Origin of the sequence: Salmonella sp. SAL04202, from assembly GCF_046550775.1 — a bacterium.
GTDB lineage: Bacteria > Pseudomonadota > Gammaproteobacteria > Enterobacterales > Enterobacteriaceae > Salmonella > Salmonella enterica.
The window spans coordinates 1,504,953-1,528,977 of sequence record NZ_JBGDXK010000001.1 but is presented as its reverse complement, the minus strand read 5'-3'; the positions used below and the strand labels follow the sequence as shown (position 1 = coordinate 1,528,977).

Below are 24,025 nucleotides of genomic sequence, written 5' to 3'. Positions count from 1 at the left end.
CGATGGTGGTGGGGGAAGGATGACTCAGCGCTGCGCGCTTCGCCCTTCGGGTCGTTGCCTGCGGCAACGCTTTCTCGCTTTCGCTCGAATCGAACCTTAGTCGAAGCTTCTCATCCTTCCCGTACGGAGAGATATGAGACACTGTGCTTAACGGGGATAAGATACGCGACGGAAGTGATGGTGGTGGGGGAAGGATTCGAACCTTCGAAGTCGATGACGGCAGATTTACAGTCTGCTCCCTTTGGCCGCTCGGGAACCCCACCAGGGGTAATTCAAATTGTAGGTAAAGCTTGAAGATGGTGGTGGGGGAAGGATTATTCGTCGCTTCGCTCCTCACCCTACGGGCCGTTGCCGTTGGCAACGTTCTCTCGCTTTCGCTCGAGTCGAACCTTAATCGAAGGTTCTCACCCTTCCCCGACAAGTGCAGACTTCTGCATTGCTCATCGAGTTAACTACATCGCTGTAGTGAATAATGGTGGTGGGGGAAGGATTCGAACCTTCGAAGTCGATGACGGCAGATTTACAGTCTGCTCCCTTTGGCCGCTCGGGAACCCCACCACAGGGTAAATTCATTATGCTGCTTGCATTCTATAGCGGGAAGGATTATTCGGAGCTAAAGCTCCTCACCCTTCGGGCCGTTGCCTGCGGCAACGTTCTCTCACTATTGCTTGAGTCGAACCTTGAAGTCGATGACGGCAGATTTGCAGTCAGCTCCCTTATGATCGCTCGGGAACCCCACCACGGGGTAATGCTTAATACTGGCCCGCTTCCTTTCGGGAAGCGGGGCGCATCATATCAAATGACACGCCGCTGTAAAGCATTCCTTTGCCTGAAATGAACTGTTTGCGTACTTTTCATCCGTAACGGATTAAAGCTAATCAATTCATATTACTGACGATTAAAGAATAATCGTCCGATTGCCGTAAACAAAGACCCGCTGCGCCAGAACCTGATACAGCGCGCGGCTTAATACGTTTTTCTCAACGTCGCGCCCGGCACGCATCATATCTTCTGCGGTGTAAGTGTGATCGACATGAATCACGTCCTGCATAATGATTGGGCCTTCATCCAGATTATCATTCACATAGTGCGCGGTAGCGCCGATGATTTTCACGCCGCGCTCATAGGCCTGATGATAAGGGCGCGCGCCAATAAACGCCGGCAGGAATGAGTGGTGGATATTGATAATTTTGTTCGGGAAGCGCGCCACAAAACCTGGCGTCAAAACACGCATATACTTGGCCAGCACTACATAGTCCGGTTGATGGGCATCAATGGCGTCCGCCATCTTCGTGTCATGCTCTTCACGCGTTAATCCCTCATGGCTGACCAGTTCGAAAGGGATCTCAAAACGTTCAACCAGCGAGCGTAACGTTTCATGGTTGCCAATGACCGCGGCGATTTCAACATCCAGCCCGCCATAGTTGGCTTTCATCAGCAGGTCGCCCAGACAATGCGCCTCTTTGGTAACCAGAATCACTACCCGACGGCGTCCGGCGGGATTGAGTTCACGAACAGAGCCTTCCGGTAAGGCGCTGTCCAGATCGGCCAGAAGAGTGGAATCATTGAAGATGCCTTCCAGCTCGGTCCGCATAAAAAAGCGACCGGTGCGATGGTCCACAAATTCATTGTTTTGCACAATATTAAGCTCGTGCTTATAGCAAATGTTGGTAATCCGCGCGATAAGGCCTTTTTGATCGGGACAAATAGTACGCAGAACTTTACGTTGTAGTGATTGCATTGCCGGAAAAATCCTGTTGAGAGTGTTTGCTGTATCGATACTGTCAGGCGTCACTGGCCGCAGCACTTTTTAAATTTTTTGCCTGAACCGCACGGGCAGGGATCATTTCGACCCAACTGCGGGCGGGTACCGTCAATATAATACCACTGACCGTTTTCTTTGATAAAACGAGAACGTTCGATAATCGCCCCGGTTTTCCCTTGTTCGGAAAAACGCGCGATAAAACTAACATACCCTGTATTTTCTGCTTCTGACCAGGTATGTTCAAAAATAGTCAGGCCGAGCCACCTGGTATTGGCAAATCCGGCGATGATATCATCACGAAACGCGGCCGCATTGCAGGTTGGATGCCAGCTCTTAATTAAGTAATCTGCGTCTTTCATCACAAAAGCGCAGTAACGAGAGCGCATGAGATGTGACGGATCGGGTGCTACTCGTTCTCCGGACACAATACGACCACAACATAGGCTATACTCGTCAGCGCTACCACAGGGACAAGGCTGAGACACAATAATCTCCCTGAATATAAAAAACGGCGTTGAACGCCAGGGTGGCATTATGTTAACTGAGCAGTGGCGATGTTGCTACGTCTTGAAGCCAGGGGAAGTCGTTAAGTACGATGAGAAAAATGAAAATAGGGCTGGCGCTGGGATCTGGCGCAGCGAGAGGATGGTCTCATATTGGGGTCATCAAAGCCCTCAAGCAAACAGGCATTGATATTGATATCGTTGCAGGATGCTCAATAGGTTCACTGGTCGGCGCCGCGTATGCCTGTAATAAATTATCGGCGCTTGAACAGTGGGTATGTTCATTCCGCTACTGGGATGTTTTACGCCTGATGGATGTATCCTGGGGCAGAGGAGGGTTGCTTCGCGGCGAACGCGTATTTAATCACTATCGGGATATTATGCCCGTCACGGATTTTGACCACTGTTCAAGACGTTTTGGCGCGGTCGCGACGAATCTTAGCACTGGACGAGAGCTATGGTTTACTGAAGGCGATCTACACCTTGCCGTACGCGCGTCGTGCAGTATGCCAGGGCTGATGTCTCCGGTTGAGCATAACGGTTACTGGCTGGTAGATGGCGCAGTCGTTAATCCGGTACCTGTTTCGTTAACCAGGGCGCTGGGGGCTGATATCGTTATTGCGGTAGACCTGCAACATGATGCCCACCTCATGCAGCAAGATTTGCTCTCTGTAAATGTCGGGAATATCAATGAAGAGAGCGATGATGCGCTGCCCTGGCATAAGCGTTTAAAAGAACGTTTCAGTAGCCTGACTTCACGCCGTGGCGTGAGTTCGCCTGGGGCAATGGAAATCATGACAACCTCCATTCAGGTGTTGGAAAATCGTCTTAAACGTAACCGTATGGCTGGCGATCCGCCTGATATTCTCATTCAACCATTCTGTCCGCAAATCTCTACGCTGGATTTTCATCGCGCCCATGCCGCTATTGCGGCGGGTCAGTTAGCCGTAGAGAAAAAGATGGACGAACTTATACCCTTGGTGCGTACCGACGTTTAATGTACCTTTTACGATCACTTAAGCAAATTCTGACAGGCGCAAGCGGCAATACCATGCCACTATTGATTAAAGCCAGTCAGGGGAGAGAACATGACGCAGCCATTGGTCGGAAAACAGATTCTTATTGTTGAAGACGAGCCTGTATTTCGCTCGCTTCTGGATTCGTGGTTTTCCTCTTTGGGAGCGACAACGGCATTGGCAGGCGACGGGGTGGATGCCCTGGAGTTGATGGGGCGTTTTACCCCTGATCTCATGATATGTGATATCGCGATGCCGAGAATGAACGGTCTCAAACTGGTAGAAAACTTACGTAATCGCGGAGACCAGACGCCTATTCTGGTTATTTCCGCAACAGAAAATATGGCGGATATCGCCAAAGCGTTACGCCTTGGGGTTGAAGATGTCTTGCTGAAGCCGGTAAAAGATCTCAACCGCTTGCGGGAAACCGTATTCGCTTGCTTATACCCTAATATGTTTAACTCGCGGGTTGAAGAAGAAGAACGCCTGTTTCGTGACTGGGATGCAATGGTGAGTAATCCGACCGCCGCAGCGCAATTGTTGCAGGAATTGCAGCCCCCGGTACAGCAGGTGATTTCCCATTGCCGCATTAATTACCGGCAGCTCGTCTCCGCCGATCAGCCTGGACTGGTGCTGGATATTGCGCCGCTATCTGATAACGAACTGGCATTTTATTGCCTGGATGTCACCCGGGCGGGCGATAACGGCGTGTTAGCCGCATTGTTGCTGCGAGCGCTATTTAACGGCTTATTGCAGGATCAGCTCGGCCAACAAAAGCACCGTTTACCGGAGTTAGGCGCGCTATTAAAACAGGTAAATCATCTGCTCAGACAAGCCAATTTACCTGGGCAATTCCCGCTATTTGTCGGCTACTATCACAGTGAGCTCAAAAATTTGATTCTCGTCTCCGCCGGATTGAACGCCACCTTAAATACGGGCGCTCATCAGGTTCAAATTAGCAGCGGCGTGCCGCTAGGAACATTGGGTAACGCCTACCTTAACCAATTAAGCCAGCGTTGCGACTCATGGCAGTGTCAAATATGGGGCGCAGGAGGGCGCCTGCGATTGATGTTGTCTGCGGAATGACCAAACGGAAGAGTGAGCGGAAATTGCTTTACCGGCCTTTCCCGACGAGTGTTACTATCTGCGGCAGATTTATAAGTATTTGTCTTAATTATACCAATATAAGTCCTTTTTGGACCTGAGGCTTGTTCTGGTACTGATATACTGGAACACGATACAGATTAATGAACACGTTCAATACATGAACAGTCCAGGAGAATTTTAAATGGCTGCCCTTAATTCGAAAGTCAAAAAAGCCGTTATCCCGGTCGCGGGATTGGGAACCAGGATGCTGCCAGCGACCAAAGCTATCCCGAAAGAGATGCTGCCGCTGGTTGATAAGCCATTAATTCAGTACGTCGTGAACGAATGTATCGCTGCTGGCATTACTGAAATCGTGCTTGTTACGCACTCGTCTAAAAACTCTATTGAAAACCACTTTGATACCAGTTTTGAGCTGGAAGCGATGCTGGAAAAACGCGTTAAGCGTCAGCTTCTGGAGGAGGTTCAGTCTATTTGCCCTCCGCATGTCACTATTATGCAGGTACGTCAAGGGCTGGCAAAAGGCCTGGGCCATGCCGTATTGTGCGCGCATCCCGTTGTCGGAAACGAACCTGTCGCTGTTATTCTGCCAGACGTTATTCTTGACGAATATGAGTCCGACCTGTCTCAGGATAACCTGGCTGAAATGATCCGCCGTTTCGACGAAACCGGCAATAGCCAGATTATGGTTGAGCCAGTAGAAGATGTGACCGCATACGGCGTGGTCGATTGCAAAGGCGTTGAGCTGGCGCCGGGCGAAAGTGTGCCGATGGTTGGCGTGGTTGAAAAACCAAAAGCGGATGTCGCGCCGTCTAACCTTGCGATTGTCGGGCGTTATGTGTTGAGCGCGGATATCTGGGCGTTGCTGGCGAAAACCCCTCCGGGCGCCGGGGATGAAATTCAGTTGACCGATGCTATCGATATGCTGATCGAAAAAGAAACGGTTGAAGCCTACCACATGAAGGGTAAAAGCCATGACTGTGGTAATAAGTTAGGATATATGCAGGCATTCGTTGAATATGGCATCCGTCATAATTCGCTGGGTGCTGAATTTAAAGCCTGGCTTGAAGAAGAAATGGGTATTAAGAAGTAACGATACGTTATAAATTTTTTAACAGAAGCGCTGGTAAATCCGGCGCTTTTTTTATGCCTGGGGTCGTCAGCGGAGAACTCAGGCATAAAAAAAATCCCGCCAGCGGCGGGATTTTAAGCATCCAGGAAGTAAATTATTCCTTGATCAGGAAATCTTCCAGTTGCTTACCTTGTTCTTCCATTGCTTTTTTGATTACAGCCGGTGTACGACCCTGGCCAGTCCAGGTTTTAGTTTCACCGTTTTCGTCAACGTAGCTATATTTAGCCGGACGAGCTGCGCGTTTAGCTTTGGTGCCGGATTTAGCGGCAGCCATGCTATTCAGCAGTTCATTCGGGTCAATGCCGTCGGCAATTAACATTTCACGATACTGTTGCAGTTTACGAGTGCGTTCTTCCACTTCAGCAGCAGCAGCGCTTTCTTCTTCACGACGCTCATTAACGACAACTTCTAATTTTTCCAGCATTTCTTCAAGCGTTTCCAGAGTACATTCTCTTGCCTGCGCACGAAGAGTACGGATGTTGTTCAGAATTTTAAGTGCTTCGCTCATTGTAGTAATCTCAAACTTATATTGGGGTGGTTTGTTGAGCTAATAATAGAGCGATAAATTCAGTTGTGCAATAGCCAGGAATGTAAGGAATTCAAAATTACGCTTTATTAAGCACACGTTTTAATTATCTCAACTTAAATTTTCCTTGGGGCGCCGCACAAAAAAGAGCTTATTGGCAGGGGGGATACTCACCGTCTGTCGCTAAAAATTTAGGAGTCAGGTCACATTTTATCATGATGAAATACGATCTCATTGCAGAGATATCAATCTCTTGTATTAGCTTTCCTTACAAGAAAACCCTATTACTTTGCACCGGGTATGAGTAACGGTAACAATAAGTACAAGGTTTTCATATTGGCGGGTGATGATAAGCATTGTTGATGAATTTTAACGGCATAATTTGTGAAGGAATGTGTATATACCCTTCATACTTCAAGTTGCTTATGTGTTGGCTACGCTCGCTCACCCCAGCCACATAGATATCTATGCTCCTGGGCACTCACTCCCTTGCTGCCTTTAAGCAACGCGAATTATTTTGGGTATAGTGAGCGATGTTTGTACAATTCTTAATACTCACCGGAGCGCGAGCCGCGCCGTCGCGTCGGTAAATTATGGTACAATCCCGCCAATCTTTATTTCACTCAGGCGAGGTCCTGCGACCAATGGCACAGCTATATTTCTACTATTCGGCAATGAATGCGGGTAAGTCGACTGCACTGCTGCAATCTTCATACAATTATCAGGAACGCGGGATGCGTACCGTCGTATATACGGCGGAAATCGACGATCGTTTCGGCGCAGGCAAAGTCAGCTCTCGTATCGGTTTGTCGTCGCCGGCAAAATTGTTTAACCAAAATACATCCTTGTTCGAAGAGATTCGTGCCGAGAGCGCGCGGCAGACAATACATTGCGTGTTAGTCGACGAAAGCCAGTTTTTGACTCGCCAGCAGGTTTATCAATTATCCGAGGTTGTCGACAAATTAGATATTCCAGTACTCTGCTATGGGCTACGAACAGACTTTCGTGGGGAGCTCTTTGTCGGCAGCCAATACTTGCTGGCATGGTCAGATAAGCTGGTGGAATTAAAAACTATCTGTTTCTGCGGTCGTAAAGCCAGTATGGTTCTGCGCCTTGATCAGGACGGCAGGCCTTATAACGAAGGCGAACAGGTGGTTATTGGCGGGAATGAACGCTACGTTTCAGTTTGCCGTAAGCATTATAAGGACGCGCTGGAGGAGGACTCACTGACGGCGATTCAGGAGCGTCATCGGCACATATGATACCGAGGTAACGATCGGCTTATAAAACGCCCTGTAGCGCTTTGGAGGTCATTATTCAGGCCTCCTGACGAAGGGCGTGCCGTGAACACGTAGGCCAGATGATCAGCATAGCGCCTTCAGGCATCAGATAAACAGGTAAAACAAAAAAACGGCCTCAATTGAGGCCGTTATTGTCATGCTAAAGCAGATAACGAATTAAGCGGATTTTTTCGCTTTTTTCTCTGCTTTCGGTGCGGCAACGACGTCTTTCTTCGCTGCAACTTCACCTTCGGTGAAATCACGACCGTAGTAGGTATCCAGCAGAATCTGTTTCAGTTCGGAGATCAGCGGATAACGCGGGTTAGCGCCGGTGCACTGGTCATCGAAGGCATCTTCAGACAGTTTGTCAACGTGTGCCAGGAAGTCAGCTTCCTGCACGCCTGCTTCACGGATAGACTTAGGAATGCCCAGCTCAGCTTTAATGCTTTCCAGCCATGCCAGCAGTTTTTCAATCTTAGCGGCGGTACGGTCGCCCGGCGCGCTCAGGCCCAGGTGGTCAGCAATTTCAGCGTAACGACGGCGTGCCTGCGGACGATCGTACTGGCTGAAAGCGGTCTGCTTGGTCGGGTTGTCATTCGCGTTGTAGCGGATAACGTTACAAATCAGCAGGGCGTTCGCCAGACCGTGCGGAATGTGGAACTGAGAGCCCAGTTTGTGCGCCATGGAGTGACATACACCGAGGAAGGCGTTGGCAAACGCGATACCGGCGATAGTCGCTGCACTGTGAACACGTTCACGCGCAACCGGGTTTTTAGACCCTTCGTGGTAAGACGCCGGCAGGTTTTCTTTCAGCAGTTTCAGAGCCTGCAGAGCCTGACCGTCAGAGAACTCAGAAGCCAGTACGGAAACGTAAGCTTCCAGGGCGTGAGTTACCGCATCCAGACCACCGAACGCACACAGGGACTTCGGCATATCCATCACCAGGTTGGCGTCGACAATCGCCATATCCGGGGTCAGGGCGTAGTCAGCCAGCGGATATTTCTGACCGGTTGCATCGTCGGTCACAACCGCAAACGGTGTGACTTCAGAACCGGTACCGGAAGTGGTGGTGACGGCGATCATTTTCGCTTTCACGCCCATTTTCGGGAACTTGTAGATACGTTTACGGATGTCCATAAAGCGCAGCGCCAGTTCTTCGAAGTGAGTTTCCGGGTGTTCGTACATGACCCACATGATTTTCGCGGCGTCCATCGGCGAACCACCGCCCAGCGCGATGATCACGTCCGGTTTGAAGGAGTTAGCCAGCTCAGCGCCTTTGCGAACAACGGAAAGCGTCGGGTCGGCTTCAACTTCGAAGAAGACTTCGGTTTCAACGCCAGCCGCTTTCAGCACAGAGGTGATCTGGTCTGCGTAGCCGTTGTTGAACAGGAAGCGGTCAGTCACGATGAGCGCACGTTTGTGGCCATCAGTAATCACTTCATCCAGCGCGATGGGCAGAGAGCCACGGCGGAAGTAGATAGATTTCGGAAGTTTGTGCCACAACATGTTTTCAGCTCGCTTAGCAACGGTTTTCTTGTTGATCAGGTGTTTCGGACCAACGTTTTCAGAGATGGAGTTACCACCCCAGGAACCACAACCCAACGTCAGGGAAGGTGCGAGTTTGAAGTTGTACAGGTCACCGATACCACCCTGAGAGGCCGGGGTGTTGATCAGGATACGCGCGGTTTTCATCATCTGACCGAAGTAAGCAACGCGTTCTGGCTGGTTATCCTGGTCAGTGTACAGGCAGGAGGTGTGACCGATACCGCCCATAGCGACCAGTTTTTCTGCTTTTTCTACCGCTTCTTCGAAATCTTTCGCACGGTACATCGCCAGAGTCGGAGACAGTTTTTCGTGTGCGAACGGTTCGCTTTCGTCAACGACCGTAACTTCACCGATCAGAATCTTGGTGGTTTCTGGTACGGAGAAGCCTGCCAGTTCAGCAATTTTGTAGGCTGGCTGACCGACGATAGCGGCGTTCAGAGCGCCATTTTTCAGGATAACGTTTTGAACCGCTTTCAGCTCCTGGCCCTGCAGCATGTAGCCGCCGTGGCTGGCGAAACGTTCGCGAACGGCATCATAGACGGAATCAACAACGACAACAGACTGTTCAGAAGCACAGATTACGCCGTTATCAAAGGTTTTAGACATCAGAACAGACGCCACAGCGCGTTTGATATCCGCAGTTTCATCAATGACAACCGGAGTGTTGCCTGCGCCTACGCCGATAGCCGGTTTACCGGAGCTGTATGCAGCTTTAACCATGCCTGGACCGCCAGTGGCGAGGATCAGGTTAATATCCGGGTGGTGCATCAACGCGTTAGACAGTTCTACGGAAGGTTGATCGATCCAGCCAATCAGATCTTTCGGCGCGCCGGCAGCGATAGCCGCTTGCAGAACGATGTCTGCCGCTTTGTTGGTTGCTTCTTTAGCGCGCGGATGCGGAGAAAAGATGATGGCGTTACGGGTCTTCAGGCTAATCAGCGATTTGAAGATCGCGGTAGAGGTTGGGTTAGTGGTTGGAACGATACCGCAAATAATGCCGATAGGTTCAGCAATGGTGATGGTCCCGAAGGTGTCGTCTTCAGACAGCACGCCGCAGGTTTTTTCATCTTTATAGGCATTGTAAATATATTCAGAAGCGAAGTGGTTTTTAATCACTTTGTCTTCCACGATACCCATACCGGATTCGGCGACGGCCATTTTGGCCAGCGGAATGCGGGCATCAGCGGCTGCCAGAGCGGCGGCGCGGAAGATTTTGTCGACCTGTTCTTGAGTGAAACTGGCATATTCACGCTGGGCTTTTTTTACACGCTCTACGAGTGCGTTAAGTTCAGCGACATTAGTAACAGCCATAATGCTCTCCTGATAATGTTAAACTTTTTTAGTAAATCATCTGCGCGATACGTGAGTATAGACAGATCGACGATACTTTGTATAAATGCCTGAAATTCAGGTGGTTACTTAACGTCCGTTTCGCTCTGATTTACTAAAAGAGCTTCTGCGTTAGTATCATTTAACTCTAACGCGTTACGTCCAGGTGGCGTAAGCAAGATTACTCACTTCTGAGTAGCGATTGTGTGATCTAAATCAAGATTACGCAAAGCTGACACCTTTCAGCAGGCCATTTTAGCCTTTTATGTAAATTGTTAAGAGATCGTTGTCATGAAGAGTGAGTGGATTAGCATAACGAGTACATATAAATAACAGCGATGAATGGATGAAATTAGGTGTAGATAAGAGGTGAACTATGCGAATAAAAGGCGTATCTTCTGCGCGTTTTGATCATTAACGAACATTGACTTCATCCGGCTAACGCTTCGGAGCTAACCGTGATTCAACCGCTTTTTGATTTTCCTGTTTACTTTAAGTTCTTTATCGGGCTCTTTGCGCTGGTTAACCCGGTGGGGATTATCCCCGTTTTCATCAGCATGACCAGCTACCAGACGGCCACGGCGCGTAATAAAACTAACCTCACCGCGAATCTGTCGGTTGCGATTATCTTGTGGAGTTCCTTATTCCTCGGCGATGGCATCCTGCAGCTGTTTGGTATTTCTATTGATTCGTTCAGAATTGCGGGCGGTATCCTGGTTGTCACCATTGCAATGTCGATGATCAGCGGGAAGCTGGGGGAAGATAAACAAAACAAGCAAGAAAAGTCAGAGACGGCCATACGCGAGAGCATTGGCGTTGTGCCGTTAGCGCTGCCGTTAATGGCGGGGCCAGGGGCGATTAGCTCCACTATCGTCTGGGGAACGCGTTATCACAGCATCGCGCATTTGCTTGGTTTTTCAGTTGCCATTGCGCTTTTTGCGCTTTGCTGCTGGGGCGTGTTCCGTATGGCGCCGTGGCTGGTTCGTTTGCTGGGGCAAACCGGTATCAACGTTATTACCCGAATCATGGGGTTGTTGTTAATGGCGCTCGGCATCGAATTTATTGTCACAGGAATAAAAGGCATTTTCCCCGGCTTGCTCAACTAAACTCCCACCTGTTGATTTACAGGCGGCGCCCTAAGGGGGCCGCCTTGTGACATTCCCAGTGACATTCCCACGTAACACTTCTTACTTTGATAAGCATTCAGCGTTTAAATGATAAAAAATACTAATATAATCTAACGCTATTTATTTTTATTAATCAAACTATTATGAACATTACTGAGTCCGTGAGAAGCGGTAGGTCTGTTATTTTATTCACACCATACTCTGGGGCTTGATGAAGGATTATTGAAATGTTATTAGTTGTTTCAGCTCTATCGTAGATGAATGTGCTAAATAATGAGCATTTGTTAAATTTGTGTGTGTTTTCTGGCGCAGGTATATCCTACGATGTGACAGCGAGGCGATTTTCTTTCAACTTATTGATTATAAAGAATAAATCAAATATTTTTAACATTCTTTAACTGTTTTTCTGAGCAGGAAATTTTCCATAAAAGAGAATTGGTTAACAAAATTGTAAAATGAATTGGCGGTTCAGAAACGCATTTGATACTTTTCGGCCAAACATTTTGCAGAAGATTTCACATTGTTGATAACTATTTTCATTTACATGGTTGTCAGAAATAACGTGCGACGTGGGCAGGTACGTCGTATACCGAATCGACGAAAGGCGATCGAACGAATCGTCAGAATAAATAAAGTCGGTGATAGCAAAAGCAGTGACAGACCTGGCAGTACACCACCAGTGCTGTACAGGAACCCTGACGGGATTAAACAGGCTGGTAAAAACCAGTAATTATAATGAGTGGAGTACAAACACAATGTCTAACATCACGAAAAAAAGTTTGATTGCAGCGGGAATACTCACTGCGCTCATCGCCGCCAGCGCCGCGACTGCGGCAGACGTGCCCGCCGGCGTTCAGTTAGCCGACAAGCAAACGTTGGTACGTAATAATGGATCAGAAGTGCAGTCTCTCGACCCGCATAAAATTGAAGGCGTGCCGGAATCGAACGTCAGTCGTGACCTCTTCGAAGGCTTATTAATTAGTGATGTCGAGGGGCATCCTTCACCGGGCGTCGCGGAAAAATGGGAAAATAAAGATTTTAAAGTCTGGACATTCCATCTACGTGAAAATGCGAAATGGTCAGATGGTACGCCCGTCACCGCCCATGATTTCGTTTATAGCTGGCAACGCCTGGCCGATCCTAATACGGCATCGCCGTACGCCAGCTATCTGCAATACGGTCATATCGCTAATATCGATGACATTATCGCCGGTAAAAAACCCGCCACCGATCTGGGGGTAAAAGCGCTTGATGATCACACCTTTGAAGTGACCTTAAGTGAGCCGGTGCCTTATTTCTACAAATTGTTGGTCCACCCTTCAGTGTCTCCTGTACCGAAATCAGCGGTCGAAAAATTTGGCGATAAGTGGACACAACCGGCCAATATTGTCACTAACGGCGCTTATAAGTTAAAAAATTGGGTGGTGAACGAACGTATCGTGCTGGAGCGTAACCCGCAATACTGGGATAACGACAAAACCGTCATCAATCAGGTAACTTATTTGCCTATCTCTTCGGAGGTGACGGATGTTAACCGCTACCGCAGCGGCGAGATCGATATGACTTATAACAATATGCCGATCGAATTATTCCAGAAACTGAAAAAAGAGATCCCGAATGAAGTCCGCGTAGACCCTTATTTGTGTACCTATTATTACGAAATTAATAATCAAAAAGCGCCGTTTAACGATGTCCGCGTGCGTACCGCGCTGAAACTGGCGTTAGATCGCGACATTATTGTTAATAAGGTTAAAAATCAGGGCGATTTACCCGCTTATAGCTACACGCCGCCGTATACCGATGGCGCAAAACTGGTAGAGCCTGAGTGGTTCAAATGGTCCCAGCAAAAGCGTAATGAAGAAGCGAAGAAATTGTTGGCTGAAGCCGGCTTTACGGCGGATAAGCCCTTAACATTCGACCTGCTGTATAACACCTCCGATCTGCATAAAAAACTGGCTATTGCCGTGGCGTCTATCTGGAAGAAAAATCTGGGCGTCAATGTGAATCTGGAGAATCAGGAATGGAAAACCTTCCTGGATACCCGTCATCAGGGCACCTTTGATGTTGCCAGAGCCGGGTGGTGCGCAGATTATAATGAACCGACCTCGTTCCTGAATACCATGTTGTCCGACAGTTCAAATAACACCGCGCATTATAAGAGCCCGGCGTTTGATAAGCTGATTGCCGACACGCTGAAAGTGGTGGACGATACGCAGCGCAGCGAACTCTACGCTAAAGCGGAGCAGCAGTTAGATAAAGACTCGGCTATTGTGCCGGTGTATTACTACGTTAACGCGCGCCTGGTGAAACCCTGGGTGGGCGGGTATACCGGTAAAGACCCGCTGGATAATATTTATGTGAAAAACTTATATATTATCAAACATTAATGGCAAGACATGGGACAACTGCGGTTGTCCCATGGTGTCTTTTTTCATCGCACTATAACTTTCCCTGGCGGATCTTTTGTCACGTCCGGGAAGTAAAGGCACAGGCCAGAAGGTACGGGCAATGTTGAAATTTATTTTACGCCGCTGTCTGGAAGCGATTCCGACGCTGTTTATTCTTATTACCATCTCTTTCTTTATGATGCGCCTCGCGCCGGGTAGCCCTTTTACCGGCGAGCGCGCATTGCCGCCGGAAGTGCTGGCCAATATTGAAGCAAAATATCATCTGAACGATCCCATCATGACGCAGTACTTCAGCTACCTGAAGCAGCTGGCGCATGGCGATTTTGGACCATCGTTTAAATATAAAGATTACACGGTCAACGATCTGGTTGCCGCCAGCTTCCCCGTTTCGGCGAAACTTGGCGCCGCCGCTTTTTTGCTGGCGGTCATTATTGGTGTCAGCGCTGGCGTGATTGCCGCGCTAAAGCAAAATACGCGATGGGATTATACGGTGATGGGATTTGCCATGACCGGCGTCGTTATCCCCAGTTTTGTGGTAGCGCCGCTACTGGTGATGGTCTTTGCAATAACCTTGCAATGGCTGCCTGGCGGCGGCTGGAACGGCGGGGCGTTAAAATTTATGATCCTGCCGATGGTCGCGCTTTCACTGGCCTATATTGCCAGCATCGCTCGTATTACGCGCGGCTCAATGATTGAAGTTCTGCATTCGAACTTTATTCGTACCGCGCGGGCAAAAGGATTACCGATGCGCAGAATCATCTTCCGCCATGCGTTAAAACCTGCGCTGCTGCCGGTTTTATCCTATATGGGGCCAGCCTTTGTCGGCATTATTACCGGCTCAATGGTGATTGAAACGATTTATGGCTTACCGGGCATTGGGCAGCTTTTCGTTAATGGCGCGCTCAACCGCGATTACTCGCTGGTGTTAAGTTTGACCATTCTGGTCGGGGCGCTGACCATATTATTTAACGCCATTGTCGATGTGCTCTATGCCGTTATCGACCCGAAAATTCGCTATTGATACTGGAGCTCGCGATGATGTTAAGTAAGAAAAACAGCGAGACGCTGGAAAATTTCAGTGAAAAGCTGGAGGTGGAAGGTCGCAGCCTTTGGCAAGATGCCCGCCGGCGCTTTATGCATAACCGTGCGGCGGTGGCCAGTCTTATTGTCCTGTTTCTGATAGCCCTGTTCGTGACAGTGGCGCCTATGCTGTCGCAATTTACCTATTTCGATACCGACTGGGGCATGATGTCCAGCGCGCCGGATATGGCGTCCGGCCACTATTTCGGCACTGACTCTTCCGGGCGCGATCTGTTGGTGCGCGTTGCCATCGGCGGGCGTATCTCATTGATGGTCGGGATTGCCGCCGCGCTGGTGGCGGTCATTGTCGGAACGCTGTATGGCTCGCTGTCCGGGTATCTGGGCGGCAAAATTGATTCTGTGATGATGCGTTTGTTGGAGATCCTCAACTCGTTCCCGTTTATGTTCTTTGTGATTTTGCTGGTGACGTTTTTTGGGCAGAACATTCTGTTGATTTTCGTCGCTATCGGCATGGTCTCCTGGCTTGATATGGCGCGTATCGTGCGTGGCCAAACCCTAAGTCTTAAACGTAAAGAGTTCATCGAAGCCGCGCAGGTGGGAGGTGTGTCGACCGCCAGCATTGTGATCCGCCATATTGTGCCTAACGTCCTGGGCGTAGTGGTAGTGTATGCATCGTTGCTGGTGCCCAGCATGATTCTGTTTGAGTCTTTCCTCAGTTTCCTGGGGCTTGGGACGCAGGAACCGTTAAGCAGTTGGGGAGCGTTGTTGAGCGATGGCGCAAATTCAATGGAAGTCTCACCGTGGCTGCTGCTGTTTCCGGCTGGCTTTCTCGTGGTGACGTTATTCTGTTTTAACTTTATTGGCGATGGCCTGCGTGATGCCCTCGACCCGAAAGATCGTTAAGGAGTACAGCCATGAGCTTATCAGAAACCGCAACTCAGGCGCCGCAACCGGCGAATGTACTGCTGGAGGTAAATGATCTTCGTGTTACGTTCGCTACGCCTGATGGCGATGTGACGGCGGTCAACGATCTGAACTTTACGCTTCGCGCTGGAGAAACGTTAGGCATTGTTGGCGAGTCTGGATCGGGGAAATCGCAAACGGCGTTCGCATTAATGGGACTGCTGGCGACGAATGGTCGAATCGGCGGTTCCGCGACCTTTAACGGACGTGAAATTCTTAATCTACCTGAGCGCGAACTGAATACGCTGCGCGCAGAACAGATTTCGATGATTTTTCAGGACCCGATGACCTCGCTAAATCCTTATATGCGCGTTGGGGAGCAGTTAATGGAAGTCCTGATGCTGCATAAAGGAATGAGCAAAGCGGAAGCTTTTGAAGAGTCCGTCAGAATGCTGGATGCCGTAAAAATGCCGGAAGCGCGCAAACGGATGAAAATGTACCCGCACGAATTTTCCGGCGGAATGCGTCAACGTGTGATGATTGCGATGGCGCTGTTGTGCAGGCCGAAACTGCTTATTGCCGATGAGCCTACCACCGCGCTTGATGTTACCGTGCAGGCGCAGATTATGACCTTGCTTAATGAGCTAAAGCGCGAATTTAATACCGCCATTATCATGATTACCCACGATCTGGGCGTGGTCGCGGGTATTTGCGATAAGGTCCTGGTAATGTATGCCGGGCGTACCATGGAATACGGTAAGGCGCGCGATGTTTTTTATCAGCCCGTCCATCCGTATTCGATAGGCCTGCTTAATGCGGTGCCGCGTCTGGATAGCGAGGGGGCGGAAATGCTGACGATTCCGGGCAATCCTCCCAATTTATTGCGTTTGCCTAAAGGTTGTCCATTCCAGCCGCGTTGTCCTCATGCGATGGAGATCTGCAATAATGCGCCGCCACTTGAAGCGTTCAGTCCTGGTCGCTTGCGCGCCTGTTTTAAACCGGTGGAGGAACTGCTATGAATGCTGTGATTGAACAACGTAAAGTTCTCCTCGAAATCGCCGATCTGAAAGTACATTTTGATATCAAAGAAGGGAAGCAGTGGTTCTGGCAACCGCCGAAAACCCTGAAAGCGGTGGACGGCGTTACGCTACGCCTGTATGAAGGCGAAACGCTGGGCGTGGTGGGCGAATCCGGCTGCGGCAAGTCGACGTTTGCGCGCGCCATTATTGGTCTGGTGAAGGCGACAGACGGTAAAGTCGCCTGGCTGGGAAAAGATCTGTTGGGCATGAAAGCGGATGAGTGGCGCGAAGTGCGCAGCGATATCCAGATGATTTTCCAGGACCCGCTGGCGTCACTCAACCCGCGAATGACGATTGGCGAAATTATCGCTGAACCGCTGCGCACTTATCATCCTAAACTTTCGCGCCAGGACGTGCGTGACCGCGTGAAAGCCATGATGCTGAAAGTGGGGCTGTTGCCGAACCTCATCAACCGTTATCCCCATGAATTTTCCGGGGGGCAGTGCCAGCGCATCGGTATCGCCCGGGCATTGATCCTGGAACCTAAGCTCATTATTTGCGATGAGCCGGTGTCGGCGCTGGACGTTTCTATTCAGGCGCAGGTGGTGAATTTGCTCCAGCAGTTACAGCGAGAGATGGGGCTGTCGTTGATTTTTATTGCGCACGATCTGGCGGTCGTAAAGCACATATCCGATCGTGTCCTGGTGATGTATCTCGGTCATGCGGTAGAATTGGGCACCTATGATGAGGTGTACCATAATCCACTGCATCCTTATACCAAAGCGCTGATGTCGGCGGTACCGATTCCCGATCCCGATCTGGAGCGAAATAAGAAGATACAATTGCTGGAGGGCGAATTACCTTCACCCATTAACCCGCCTTCCGGCTGCGTGTTCCGTACACGCTGTCCGCTAGCTGGGCCAGAATGCGCGCAAACGCGACCGGTGCTGGAAGGGAGTTTTCGCCATGCCGTTTCCTGCCTTAAAGTAGACCCGTTATAATCGCAAGGGCTGACAATTCGTCAGCCCTTCTTTTAGGTGAGGTTACCGTGTCACTTTCTTTGTCGTCGGTTCGCCGTCGTCTTTATCATAATCTGTTCGATTTGACTACGCGCTCAGGTCGCCGTTTTGAAGGGTTATGCGCGCTGTTTGCGCTGCTTAGCGTACTGGTCATTTTTGTTGAATCAGGCGTAGGAACGGAATATCACCTGACATTTGATGAATGGCATATTTTTGTCTGGCTGGAGCTCTGCGTTACCCTGATATTTACCGGTGAATACTTGCTCAGACTGTTTAGCTGGCCCGAACCGGCAAAATACGTTTTTAGTTTCTGGGGATTTATTGATCTGGTGACGATTTTGCCGCTGTACGTCATGTGGCTGTGGCCGGAAATTAGTCTGAACTATATGTTTGCCTGGCGTGCTATGCGAGCGATTCGCGTGCTGCGTATCCTTAAACTGCTACGCTTTATGCCATCCCTGCGCGTATTCTGGAGCGCCATTATTAGCGCGCGTCATCAGCTTATTCTGTTCTATTCATTTATTGCGATCGTGATGATTATTTTCGGTGCCCTGATGTATCTTATTGAAGGACCGAAATATGGCTTTACGACGCTTAATGCCTCGGTGTATTGGGCGATAGTGACAGTCACAACCGTGGGGTACGGTGATATTACGCCGCATACGCCGCTGGGACGTATTGTCGCGTCGGTGCTTATTTTGATTGGCTATTCGGTGATTGCGATTCCTACAGGACTGATTACCACGCACATGAGCAGCGCGTTTCAAAAACGTCACTGGCAGCGAAAATGTCCGCAGTGCCAGCAAAGCCAGCATGAACATAGCGCGCAATATTGTAACCGATGCGGCAGTAAGCTACCGGATTAAACAGGCTTGCCGGAGGGCGCAATCAGACGCCATCCGGCCTGAACCGCTTATTCGCGCCAGAGAATATGGCACAGCTTGTGGTCCTTTTCCCGGCACAGCAGAACGCGGGCGAAAATGTCGTTAATTTCGCCGTCTTCGGTATCCGCCAGGCCAATTACCACCTCGGCAAAAAAGTCTGGATTCAGGTCAAAATCGACGTGCTCTTGCCAGTCTTCAGCGGGATCAAACAACTCCGCGCCGCCGCGCTCCTCGAATTGCAAATTGAACAGAATGATATCAGCCGGATCAAGATTATCCGCCGCCAGCTCAAGAAAAATATCGTAAGCCTGCTCAAGCGTTTCGTCTTCAGTCAGGCGATTGTTCAGATCCATTTCCATAGTGACTACCTGTTTACTCATGTTGGTCACGTTTTACAGCAATGGACTAAAGAAGTAAAACAATCGCTCGGTAATACGCTGCCATAACGGACGTTTTACCCACAAACGCGCATCTAACAGGCGGGAGCGCGAAATATAATCGTCCTGTACCGCAGCCAGATCGGCGCCGAAACCCGTATCATCAATGACCAGCGTAATCTCGAAATTAAGCCACAGGCTACGCATGTCGAGATTCACGGTACCGACCAGGCTCAGTTCGCCATCGACCAGCACGCTTTTGGTATGTAACAGCCCGCCTTCGAACTGATAGATTTTCACGCCCGCCGCCAGTAACTCGCTAAAAAAGGCGCGACTGGCCCAGCCGACGAGCAGTGAATCATTTTTACGGGGCAGGATAATACTGACATCCACGCCGCGCTGCGCAGCGGTACAAATAGCGTGCAGCAGATCGTCGCTGGGGACGAAATATGGCGTGGTCATAATTAAATATTCGCGCGCAGCATAGGTGGCGGTTAATAGTGCCTGGTGAATGAGATCTTCCGGAAAACCAGGGCCGGAAGCAATGGTATGAATGGTATGCCCGCTGGCCTGCTCAAACGGCATAATATTCACATCCGGCGGGGGAGGCAGAATGCGTTTACCCGTCTCGATTTCCCAATCGCAGGAGTAAACAATCCCCATTGCTGTCGCCACGGGGCCCTCCATCCGCGCCATCAAATCGACCCATTGCCCAACGCCGGCATCCTGTTTGAAAAAACGCGGGTCCACCATATTCATACTGCCGGTATAGGCGATGTAATTGTCAATCATCACCATTTTACGGTGCTGGCGAAGATCCATACGGCGTAAAAAGACGCGCATCAGATTCACCTTCAGCGCCTCTACGACTTCAATGCCAGCGTTACGCATCATGGCCGCCCAGGGGCTGCGGAAGAAAGCGACGCTACCCGCGGAATCCAGCATAAGCCGGCAGTGGATGCCGCGGCGGGCGGCGGCCATTAGCGATTCAGCGACCTGATCCGCCATGCCGCCTGGCTGCCAGATGTAAAACACCATTTCGATATTATGCCGCGCCAGTTGGATATCGCGAATAAGCGCCTGCATGACATCATCGGAGTCGGTAAGCAATTGCAACTGGTTGCCTTTGACGCCCGCAATCCCCTGACGTCGTTCGCACAGCTTAAACAAGGACGATGCGACGCTACTGTTTTCTTGCGCGAAAATGTGTTTGCAGGCTTTGAGGTCATTCAACCATTTGGCGGTAGACGGCCACATGGCGCGGGCACGCTCGGCGCGACGTTTGCCTAAATGCAATTCGCCCACGGACAAATAGGCGATGATCCCGACCAGCGGAAGGATATAGATGATTAACAACCAGGCCATTGCGGAGGGAACTGCGCGCCGTTTCATTAGAATACGTAATGTGACGCCGGCAATGAGAACCCAGTATCCCAAAATGACCAGCCAACTCACCACGGTGTAGAAGGTTGTCATAACTTTAAAAATCCTTTAGAAAGCGTGTTGTTAAGAGTTTACGCGTCAGGATTCACATGGCAAATAAAAACACGGGAAAAGCGCTGGTCTGCATCCGGCGAGGGGGTATAATGGCGCTTCTGTTACAGTGAGAGTCGTAAACATGAAGCGTAGTAGAACGGAAGTGGGGCGCTGGCGAATGCTACGTCAGGCGAGCCGCCGTAAAGCGCGTTGGCTTGAAGGGCAATCACGCCGTAATATGCGTATCCATACCATCAGGAAATGCATCTTTAATCGTCAGCGTAATTCATTACTCTTTGCGATTCACGGTGTGTGAGCCAGAAAGGGCACCGTATGCGGTGCCCAACAGGCCATCCTTTTCAAAAGATCTTCTTATATGGTTTGACCGAAACCTGCGCATAGACGCCCGCTGCGACGTAGGGGTCCGCATCAGCCCAGGATTGCGCCGCTTCTAAAGATTCAAATTCAGCAATCACCGTTGACCCGGTAAATCCGGCTACCCCAGGATCGTTACTGTCCACTGCGGGCATCGGCCCGGCAGTTAATAATCGCCCTTCATCATGCAGAAGTTGCAGGCGCGCCAGATGCGCGGGCCGTACCGAGAGGCGTTTTTCAAGCGAGTTGGCATTATCCTGAGCGTAAATAACATACAGCACGGGTAGAGCTCCTTAATCGGTAAAAGTTGCTGATTACGTTATTGGAAAGGGCATTTAACTGCAATGTAAAGATACCGACTTTGTTAAACATGCACATTTTGTGTGGTGTTTTTGCGCGATATCATCTTTTAAATGCCGCTATCGGCAATGCCTTATTGAATATGATTGCTATTTGCATTTAAAATTCAGCTCTGGTTTTTCAACTGAAACGATTATGACTTCAATGACCCTTGATTTACCTCGTCGCTTTCCCTGGCCGACACTTCTTTCCGTAGGCATTCATGGTGCTGTAGTGGCAGGTTTGCTCTATACCTCGGTACATCAGGTTATTGAATTGCCTGCGCCAGCGCAGCCTATCACGGTGACAATGGTTTCACCCGCCGACCTGGAGCCGCCCCAGGCGGTTCAGCCGCCGCCGGAGCCGGTGGTTGAACCCGAACCGGAGCCAGAGCCGATCCCTGAACCGCCTAAAGAAGCGCCCGTGGTGATTGAGAAACCCAAACCTAAGCCAAAACCCAAGCCAAAACCGAAACCGGTGAAAAAGGTTGAAGAGCAGCCGAAGCGCGAAGTCAAACCAGCCGCGCCGCGTCCTGCCTCACCGTTTGAAAATAGCGCCCCGGTGCGGCCAACAAGCAGCACCGCATCGGCGACCAGCAAGCCCGCGGTGAGCGTGCCCACTGGACCTCGCGCTCTGAGCCGTAACCAGCCGCAGTATCCGGCGCGAGCACAGGCGTTACGTATTGAAGGCCGCGTAAAGGTGAAGTTTGACGTGACCTCTGCTGGGCGAGTGGAAAATGTACAGATTCTATCCGCGCAGCCAGCCAATATGTTTGAGCGTGAAGTTAAGAATGCGATGCGCAAATGGCGCTATGAAGCAGGCAAGCCGGGTTCCGGGCTGGTGGTCAATATTATCTTCCGTCTGAACGGTACGGCGCAGATTGAGTAATCTCTGGCGCCGCCAGTAGGAATATACCATCACCTGCTGGCGGCGTAAGCGGGTATACTTAACCCTGAACCGGGAGCGGGCGAGGTTTACCGTCCGGATCGACGGCAACATAAATAAACAGCGCCTCGGTGGCCTTGTAGCGCTGTCCAATCGGTTCTGACGCGACTTTTTTCACCCAGACTTCAATATTGATGCTAATAGACGTCGTACCGCGTTTAACGCAGCGCGCGTAGCAGCATACGACATCGCCAACCGCGACGGGGCGCAGAAATGTCATTCCTTCCACGCGTACGGTTACAACCCGACCGTGCGCGATCTCTTTGGCCAGTATCGCGCCGCCAATATCCATTTGCGACATCAGCCAGCCGCCAAAAATATCGCCGTTCGCATTGGTATCGGCAGGCATGGCCAGTGTACGTAAAACCAGCTCGCCCTGAGGAGTATTATCCATTGTTGTCATTGTAAAACCGACTATCAGAAAAAATTACAGCCGCGATGCTACTATGAATTTTGTGTGGAGAATAGTGGGAATAAAGGTACTGACGGGAAAGCGCAGGGCGTAAAGGCGAAGAAAATATCGCCAGGCGTTCGCAGTCTGGCGATGATAAGTCACGGGAGGGTTATGATTTATCTTCCTGTGGCAGATGCCGGTAGATATAGACGCCGCTCAGCAGGGTAAAAATGAGCGTCAGTGCCGTGAGTCCAAAGACCTTAAAGTTGACCCAGATATTTTGCGGCAACCAGAAGGCGATATAAATGTTAGCCAGACCGCACGCAATAAAAAACAGCGCCCACGCCAGGTTCAGCTTTGACCAGACCTGCTGCGGCAACGCCAGTTCTTTACCTAACATACGTTGGATTAACGGTTTTTTCATCACCCACTGGCTTATTAACAGCGCGCCGGCGAACAGCGCATAAATAACCGTCACCTTCCATTTAATAAATTCATCGTTATGGAAGAAGAGCGTCAGACCGCCGAAGACGGCAACCAGAACAAAGGTAATCAGCGCCATCTTCTCTATTTTCCGATAGCGCACCCAGCTATAAATCAGCACGATTGCCGTCGCGACAATCAGTGCGGAGGTCGCCGCATAGATGTCATAAAGTTTATAAAACGCAAAAAAGACAACCAGCGGTAAAAAATCCAGAAACTGCTTCATTCTTCGATTCCATCATCAACGAGCGTCGAATGCGCCGCGTAACGGCGCATTGCGGATTATTGGCGAATCAACATATACAGGCGGAATAAGTAGATAAGCAATACTGCGGAAATCAGATTGCTCAACGTATTCGCCAGTACAGCGCCTACATTTGGGGTCAGTACAGCGAAGCTGGGCGCGAACAGCAATAGCAATGTTTTAGCCAGTAACCAGCCTATCACCGCGGGCGCGACCAGTCTCATGTTAGCCCAGGCTAAACGCATACTGCTGCGCATTGCGGCAAACACGCCCATTTTCTCTTCAACCAACATCACTGGCGCAAGCGCCAGCACAATGGCCATAATAATCCCCGGAACGACAATCAGCATTATACCGATTTGCACTAACAGGGTAGTCAGAAAAATAAGAATAAACAGTTTAGGCAATGCAGGGGCGCTGGCGCCGATAGCGCGCAGCGCGCTAACCCGATGTCCTGCTGAAACTAACTGAATCATCAGGATGATACCGCCGGCCAGAATAGCATTGCCGATAAGCCCGGAAAACGTCGAGGCGGCAGAGGCGCGCAACAGGATCTGCTGCTGCTCCGGCGTCATATTTTGTACCAGCTCAAACAGGCCAGCGCTGCCTGCCAGATGTTCTCCTTCACTGAGTTGCGCGATTTGCGCATCGCTGGGTGAAAAGGCATGACCTAAGACCACCGTGATAAATGCGCACAGCAACGAAACCAGCAAGATAGTAATAAATTGATTTCGGAAAAAATTTCCGGCGTCACGGTAAACGGACTTCGCCGTGATAGACATGCACTCTCC

At 50.2% G+C, this 24,025-nt stretch carries 23 protein-coding genes, 2 tRNA genes and 3 other RNA genes; 13 read left to right on the top strand and 15 right to left on the bottom strand.

The window, feature by feature from the left end; genetic code table 11:
- Nucleotides 1-3: 3 nt before the first annotated feature.
- From ACLJQJ_RS07625 to ACLJQJ_RS07595, 7 genes are all read right to left on the bottom strand, one after another.
- Nucleotides 4-135: non-coding RNA, RtT sRNA (locus tag ACLJQJ_RS07625), on the bottom strand.
- 43 nt (nt 136-178) lie between these two features.
- A tRNA-Tyr gene (locus tag ACLJQJ_RS07620) sits at nt 179-263 on the bottom strand.
- Between the two features lie 34 nt (nt 264-297).
- A non-coding RNA gene (locus ACLJQJ_RS07615) (RtT sRNA) lies at nt 298-429 on the bottom strand.
- Between the two features lie 44 nt (nt 430-473).
- A tRNA-Tyr gene (locus tag ACLJQJ_RS07610) sits at nt 474-558 on the bottom strand.
- Nucleotides 559-586: 28 nt separating this feature from the next.
- Nucleotides 587-728, bottom strand: a non-coding RNA gene (locus ACLJQJ_RS07605) — RtT sRNA.
- Nucleotides 729-898: 170 nt separating this feature from the next.
- On the bottom strand, nt 899-1,741 hold the full coding sequence (purU, locus tag ACLJQJ_RS07600; RefSeq protein ID WP_001191156.1) for a formyltetrahydrofolate deformylase: 843 nt from the start codon (nt 1,739-1,741) through the stop codon (nt 899-901).
- Nucleotides 1,742-1,791: 50 nt separating this feature from the next.
- Nucleotides 1,792-2,250 (bottom strand): YchJ family protein, encoded by a 459-nt coding sequence (locus ACLJQJ_RS07595; RefSeq protein ID WP_001540172.1) that lies wholly within the window; start codon nt 2,248-2,250, stop codon nt 1,792-1,794.
- A 110-nt stretch (nt 2,251-2,360) separates the two neighbouring features.
- Here ACLJQJ_RS07595 and rssA point away from each other — a divergent pair, with 110 nt between their 5' ends.
- The 3 genes from rssA (at nt 2,361) to galU (ending at nt 5,481) form a co-directional block, all read left to right on the top strand.
- The gene (gene rssA, locus ACLJQJ_RS07590; protein WP_001230575.1) at nt 2,361-3,266 is read left to right on the top strand and encodes a patatin-like phospholipase RssA; all 906 of its coding nucleotides are present in this window, start codon (nt 2,361-2,363) and stop codon (nt 3,264-3,266) included.
- Nucleotides 3,267-3,356: 90 nt separating this feature from the next.
- Nucleotides 3,357-4,370: a two-component system response regulator RssB gene (gene rssB, locus ACLJQJ_RS07585; protein WP_000193432.1), complete on the top strand. Its 1,014-nt coding sequence runs from the start codon at nt 3,357-3,359 to the stop codon at nt 4,368-4,370.
- 202 nt (nt 4,371-4,572) lie between these two features.
- Entirely contained in the window at nt 4,573-5,481 is a 909-nt protein-coding gene (galU, locus tag ACLJQJ_RS07580; RefSeq protein ID WP_000729450.1) for a UTP--glucose-1-phosphate uridylyltransferase GalU, read from the top strand.
- 133 nt (nt 5,482-5,614) lie between these two features.
- Here the strand turns inward: galU and hns are convergent, their stop codons facing one another.
- Nucleotides 5,615-6,028 (bottom strand): histone-like nucleoid-structuring protein H-NS, encoded by a 414-nt coding sequence (hns, locus tag ACLJQJ_RS07575; protein WP_001287383.1) that lies wholly within the window; start codon nt 6,026-6,028, stop codon nt 5,615-5,617.
- Nucleotides 6,029-6,690: 662 nt separating this feature from the next.
- Between hns and tdk the strand changes: the two genes are divergently transcribed.
- Entirely contained in the window at nt 6,691-7,308 is a 618-nt protein-coding gene (gene tdk, locus ACLJQJ_RS07570) for a thymidine kinase (RefSeq protein ID WP_000068095.1), read from the top strand.
- Nucleotides 7,309-7,503: 195 nt separating this feature from the next.
- Here tdk and adhE read toward each other — a convergent pair whose 3' ends face one another.
- A complete protein-coding gene (adhE, locus tag ACLJQJ_RS07565; protein ID WP_000301678.1) occupies nt 7,504-10,182 on the bottom strand; it encodes a bifunctional acetaldehyde-CoA/alcohol dehydrogenase in 2,679 nt (892 codons plus the stop codon).
- Nucleotides 10,183-10,658: 476 nt separating this feature from the next.
- Here adhE and ACLJQJ_RS07560 point away from each other — a divergent pair, with 476 nt between their 5' ends.
- From ACLJQJ_RS07560 to ACLJQJ_RS07530, 7 genes are all read left to right on the top strand, one after another.
- Nucleotides 10,659-11,306, top strand: coding sequence for a YchE family NAAT transporter (locus tag ACLJQJ_RS07560; protein ID WP_000615840.1), 648 nt, complete (start codon nt 10,659-10,661; stop codon nt 11,304-11,306).
- A gap of 776 nt (nt 11,307-12,082) precedes the next feature.
- Nucleotides 12,083-13,714: an oligopeptide ABC transporter substrate-binding protein OppA gene (gene oppA / locus ACLJQJ_RS07555; protein WP_063809295.1), complete on the top strand. Its 1,632-nt coding sequence runs from the start codon at nt 12,083-12,085 to the stop codon at nt 13,712-13,714.
- A gap of 121 nt (nt 13,715-13,835) precedes the next feature.
- Nucleotides 13,836-14,756: an oligopeptide ABC transporter permease OppB gene (gene oppB / locus ACLJQJ_RS07550; RefSeq protein WP_000911097.1), complete on the top strand. Its 921-nt coding sequence runs from the start codon at nt 13,836-13,838 to the stop codon at nt 14,754-14,756.
- 14 nt (nt 14,757-14,770) lie between these two features.
- Complete coding sequence (oppC, locus tag ACLJQJ_RS07545; protein ID WP_000979653.1) at nt 14,771-15,679, top strand: oligopeptide ABC transporter permease OppC; 909 nt, start codon at nt 14,771-14,773, stop codon at nt 15,677-15,679.
- An 11-nt stretch (nt 15,680-15,690) separates the two neighbouring features.
- Complete coding sequence (locus ACLJQJ_RS07540) at nt 15,691-16,698, top strand: ABC transporter ATP-binding protein (protein ID WP_000058857.1); 1,008 nt, start codon at nt 15,691-15,693, stop codon at nt 16,696-16,698.
- Entirely contained in the window at nt 16,695-17,699 is a 1,005-nt protein-coding gene (gene oppF / locus ACLJQJ_RS07535) for a murein tripeptide/oligopeptide ABC transporter ATP-binding protein OppF (RefSeq protein WP_000994698.1), read from the top strand. Before ACLJQJ_RS07540 ends, oppF begins: the two co-directional genes overlap by 4 nt.
- A gap of 47 nt (nt 17,700-17,746) precedes the next feature.
- Complete coding sequence (locus tag ACLJQJ_RS07530) at nt 17,747-18,583, top strand: ion transporter (RefSeq protein WP_000059074.1); 837 nt, start codon at nt 17,747-17,749, stop codon at nt 18,581-18,583.
- 47 nt (nt 18,584-18,630) lie between these two features.
- Here ACLJQJ_RS07530 and ACLJQJ_RS07525 read toward each other — a convergent pair whose 3' ends face one another.
- Nucleotides 18,631-18,960 carry an HI1450 family dsDNA-mimic protein gene (locus tag ACLJQJ_RS07525; RefSeq protein WP_000425070.1) on the bottom strand — a complete coding sequence of 110 codons (330 nt, stop codon included), beginning with the start codon at nt 18,958-18,960 and terminating at the stop codon, nt 18,631-18,633.
- A 33-nt stretch (nt 18,961-18,993) separates the two neighbouring features.
- Nucleotides 18,994-20,454: a cardiolipin synthase gene (gene cls / locus ACLJQJ_RS07520; RefSeq protein ID WP_000206886.1), complete on the bottom strand. Its 1,461-nt coding sequence runs from the start codon at nt 20,452-20,454 to the stop codon at nt 18,994-18,996.
- 142 nt (nt 20,455-20,596) lie between these two features.
- Between cls and ACLJQJ_RS07515 the strand changes: the two genes are divergently transcribed.
- Nucleotides 20,597-20,770, top strand: coding sequence for a YciY family protein (locus ACLJQJ_RS07515; protein WP_001531561.1), 174 nt, complete (start codon nt 20,597-20,599; stop codon nt 20,768-20,770).
- A 43-nt stretch (nt 20,771-20,813) separates the two neighbouring features.
- Here ACLJQJ_RS07515 and ACLJQJ_RS07510 read toward each other — a convergent pair whose 3' ends face one another.
- Nucleotides 20,814-21,110, bottom strand: coding sequence for a YciI family protein (locus ACLJQJ_RS07510; RefSeq protein WP_000967605.1), 297 nt, complete (start codon nt 21,108-21,110; stop codon nt 20,814-20,816).
- Between the two features lie 223 nt (nt 21,111-21,333).
- Here ACLJQJ_RS07510 and tonB point away from each other — a divergent pair, with 223 nt between their 5' ends.
- Nucleotides 21,334-22,056, top strand: a complete 723-nt coding sequence (gene tonB / locus ACLJQJ_RS07505) for a TonB system transport protein TonB (protein ID WP_001531563.1) — start codon at nt 21,334-21,336, stop codon at nt 22,054-22,056.
- Between the two features lie 58 nt (nt 22,057-22,114).
- On the opposite strand, the gene yciA is transcribed toward tonB, so the two are convergent.
- From yciA to ACLJQJ_RS07490, 3 genes are all read right to left on the bottom strand, one after another.
- Nucleotides 22,115-22,516: an acyl-CoA thioester hydrolase YciA gene (gene yciA / locus ACLJQJ_RS07500; RefSeq protein ID WP_000210317.1), complete on the bottom strand. Its 402-nt coding sequence runs from the start codon at nt 22,514-22,516 to the stop codon at nt 22,115-22,117.
- A 160-nt stretch (nt 22,517-22,676) separates the two neighbouring features.
- On the bottom strand, nt 22,677-23,216 hold the full coding sequence (locus ACLJQJ_RS07495; RefSeq protein WP_000808682.1) for a septation protein A: 540 nt from the start codon (nt 23,214-23,216) through the stop codon (nt 22,677-22,679).
- Nucleotides 23,217-23,272: 56 nt separating this feature from the next.
- Nucleotides 23,273-24,016 (bottom strand): YciC family protein, encoded by a 744-nt coding sequence (locus tag ACLJQJ_RS07490; protein ID WP_000028507.1) that lies wholly within the window; start codon nt 24,014-24,016, stop codon nt 23,273-23,275.
- Nucleotides 24,017-24,025: the final 9 nt, after the last annotated feature.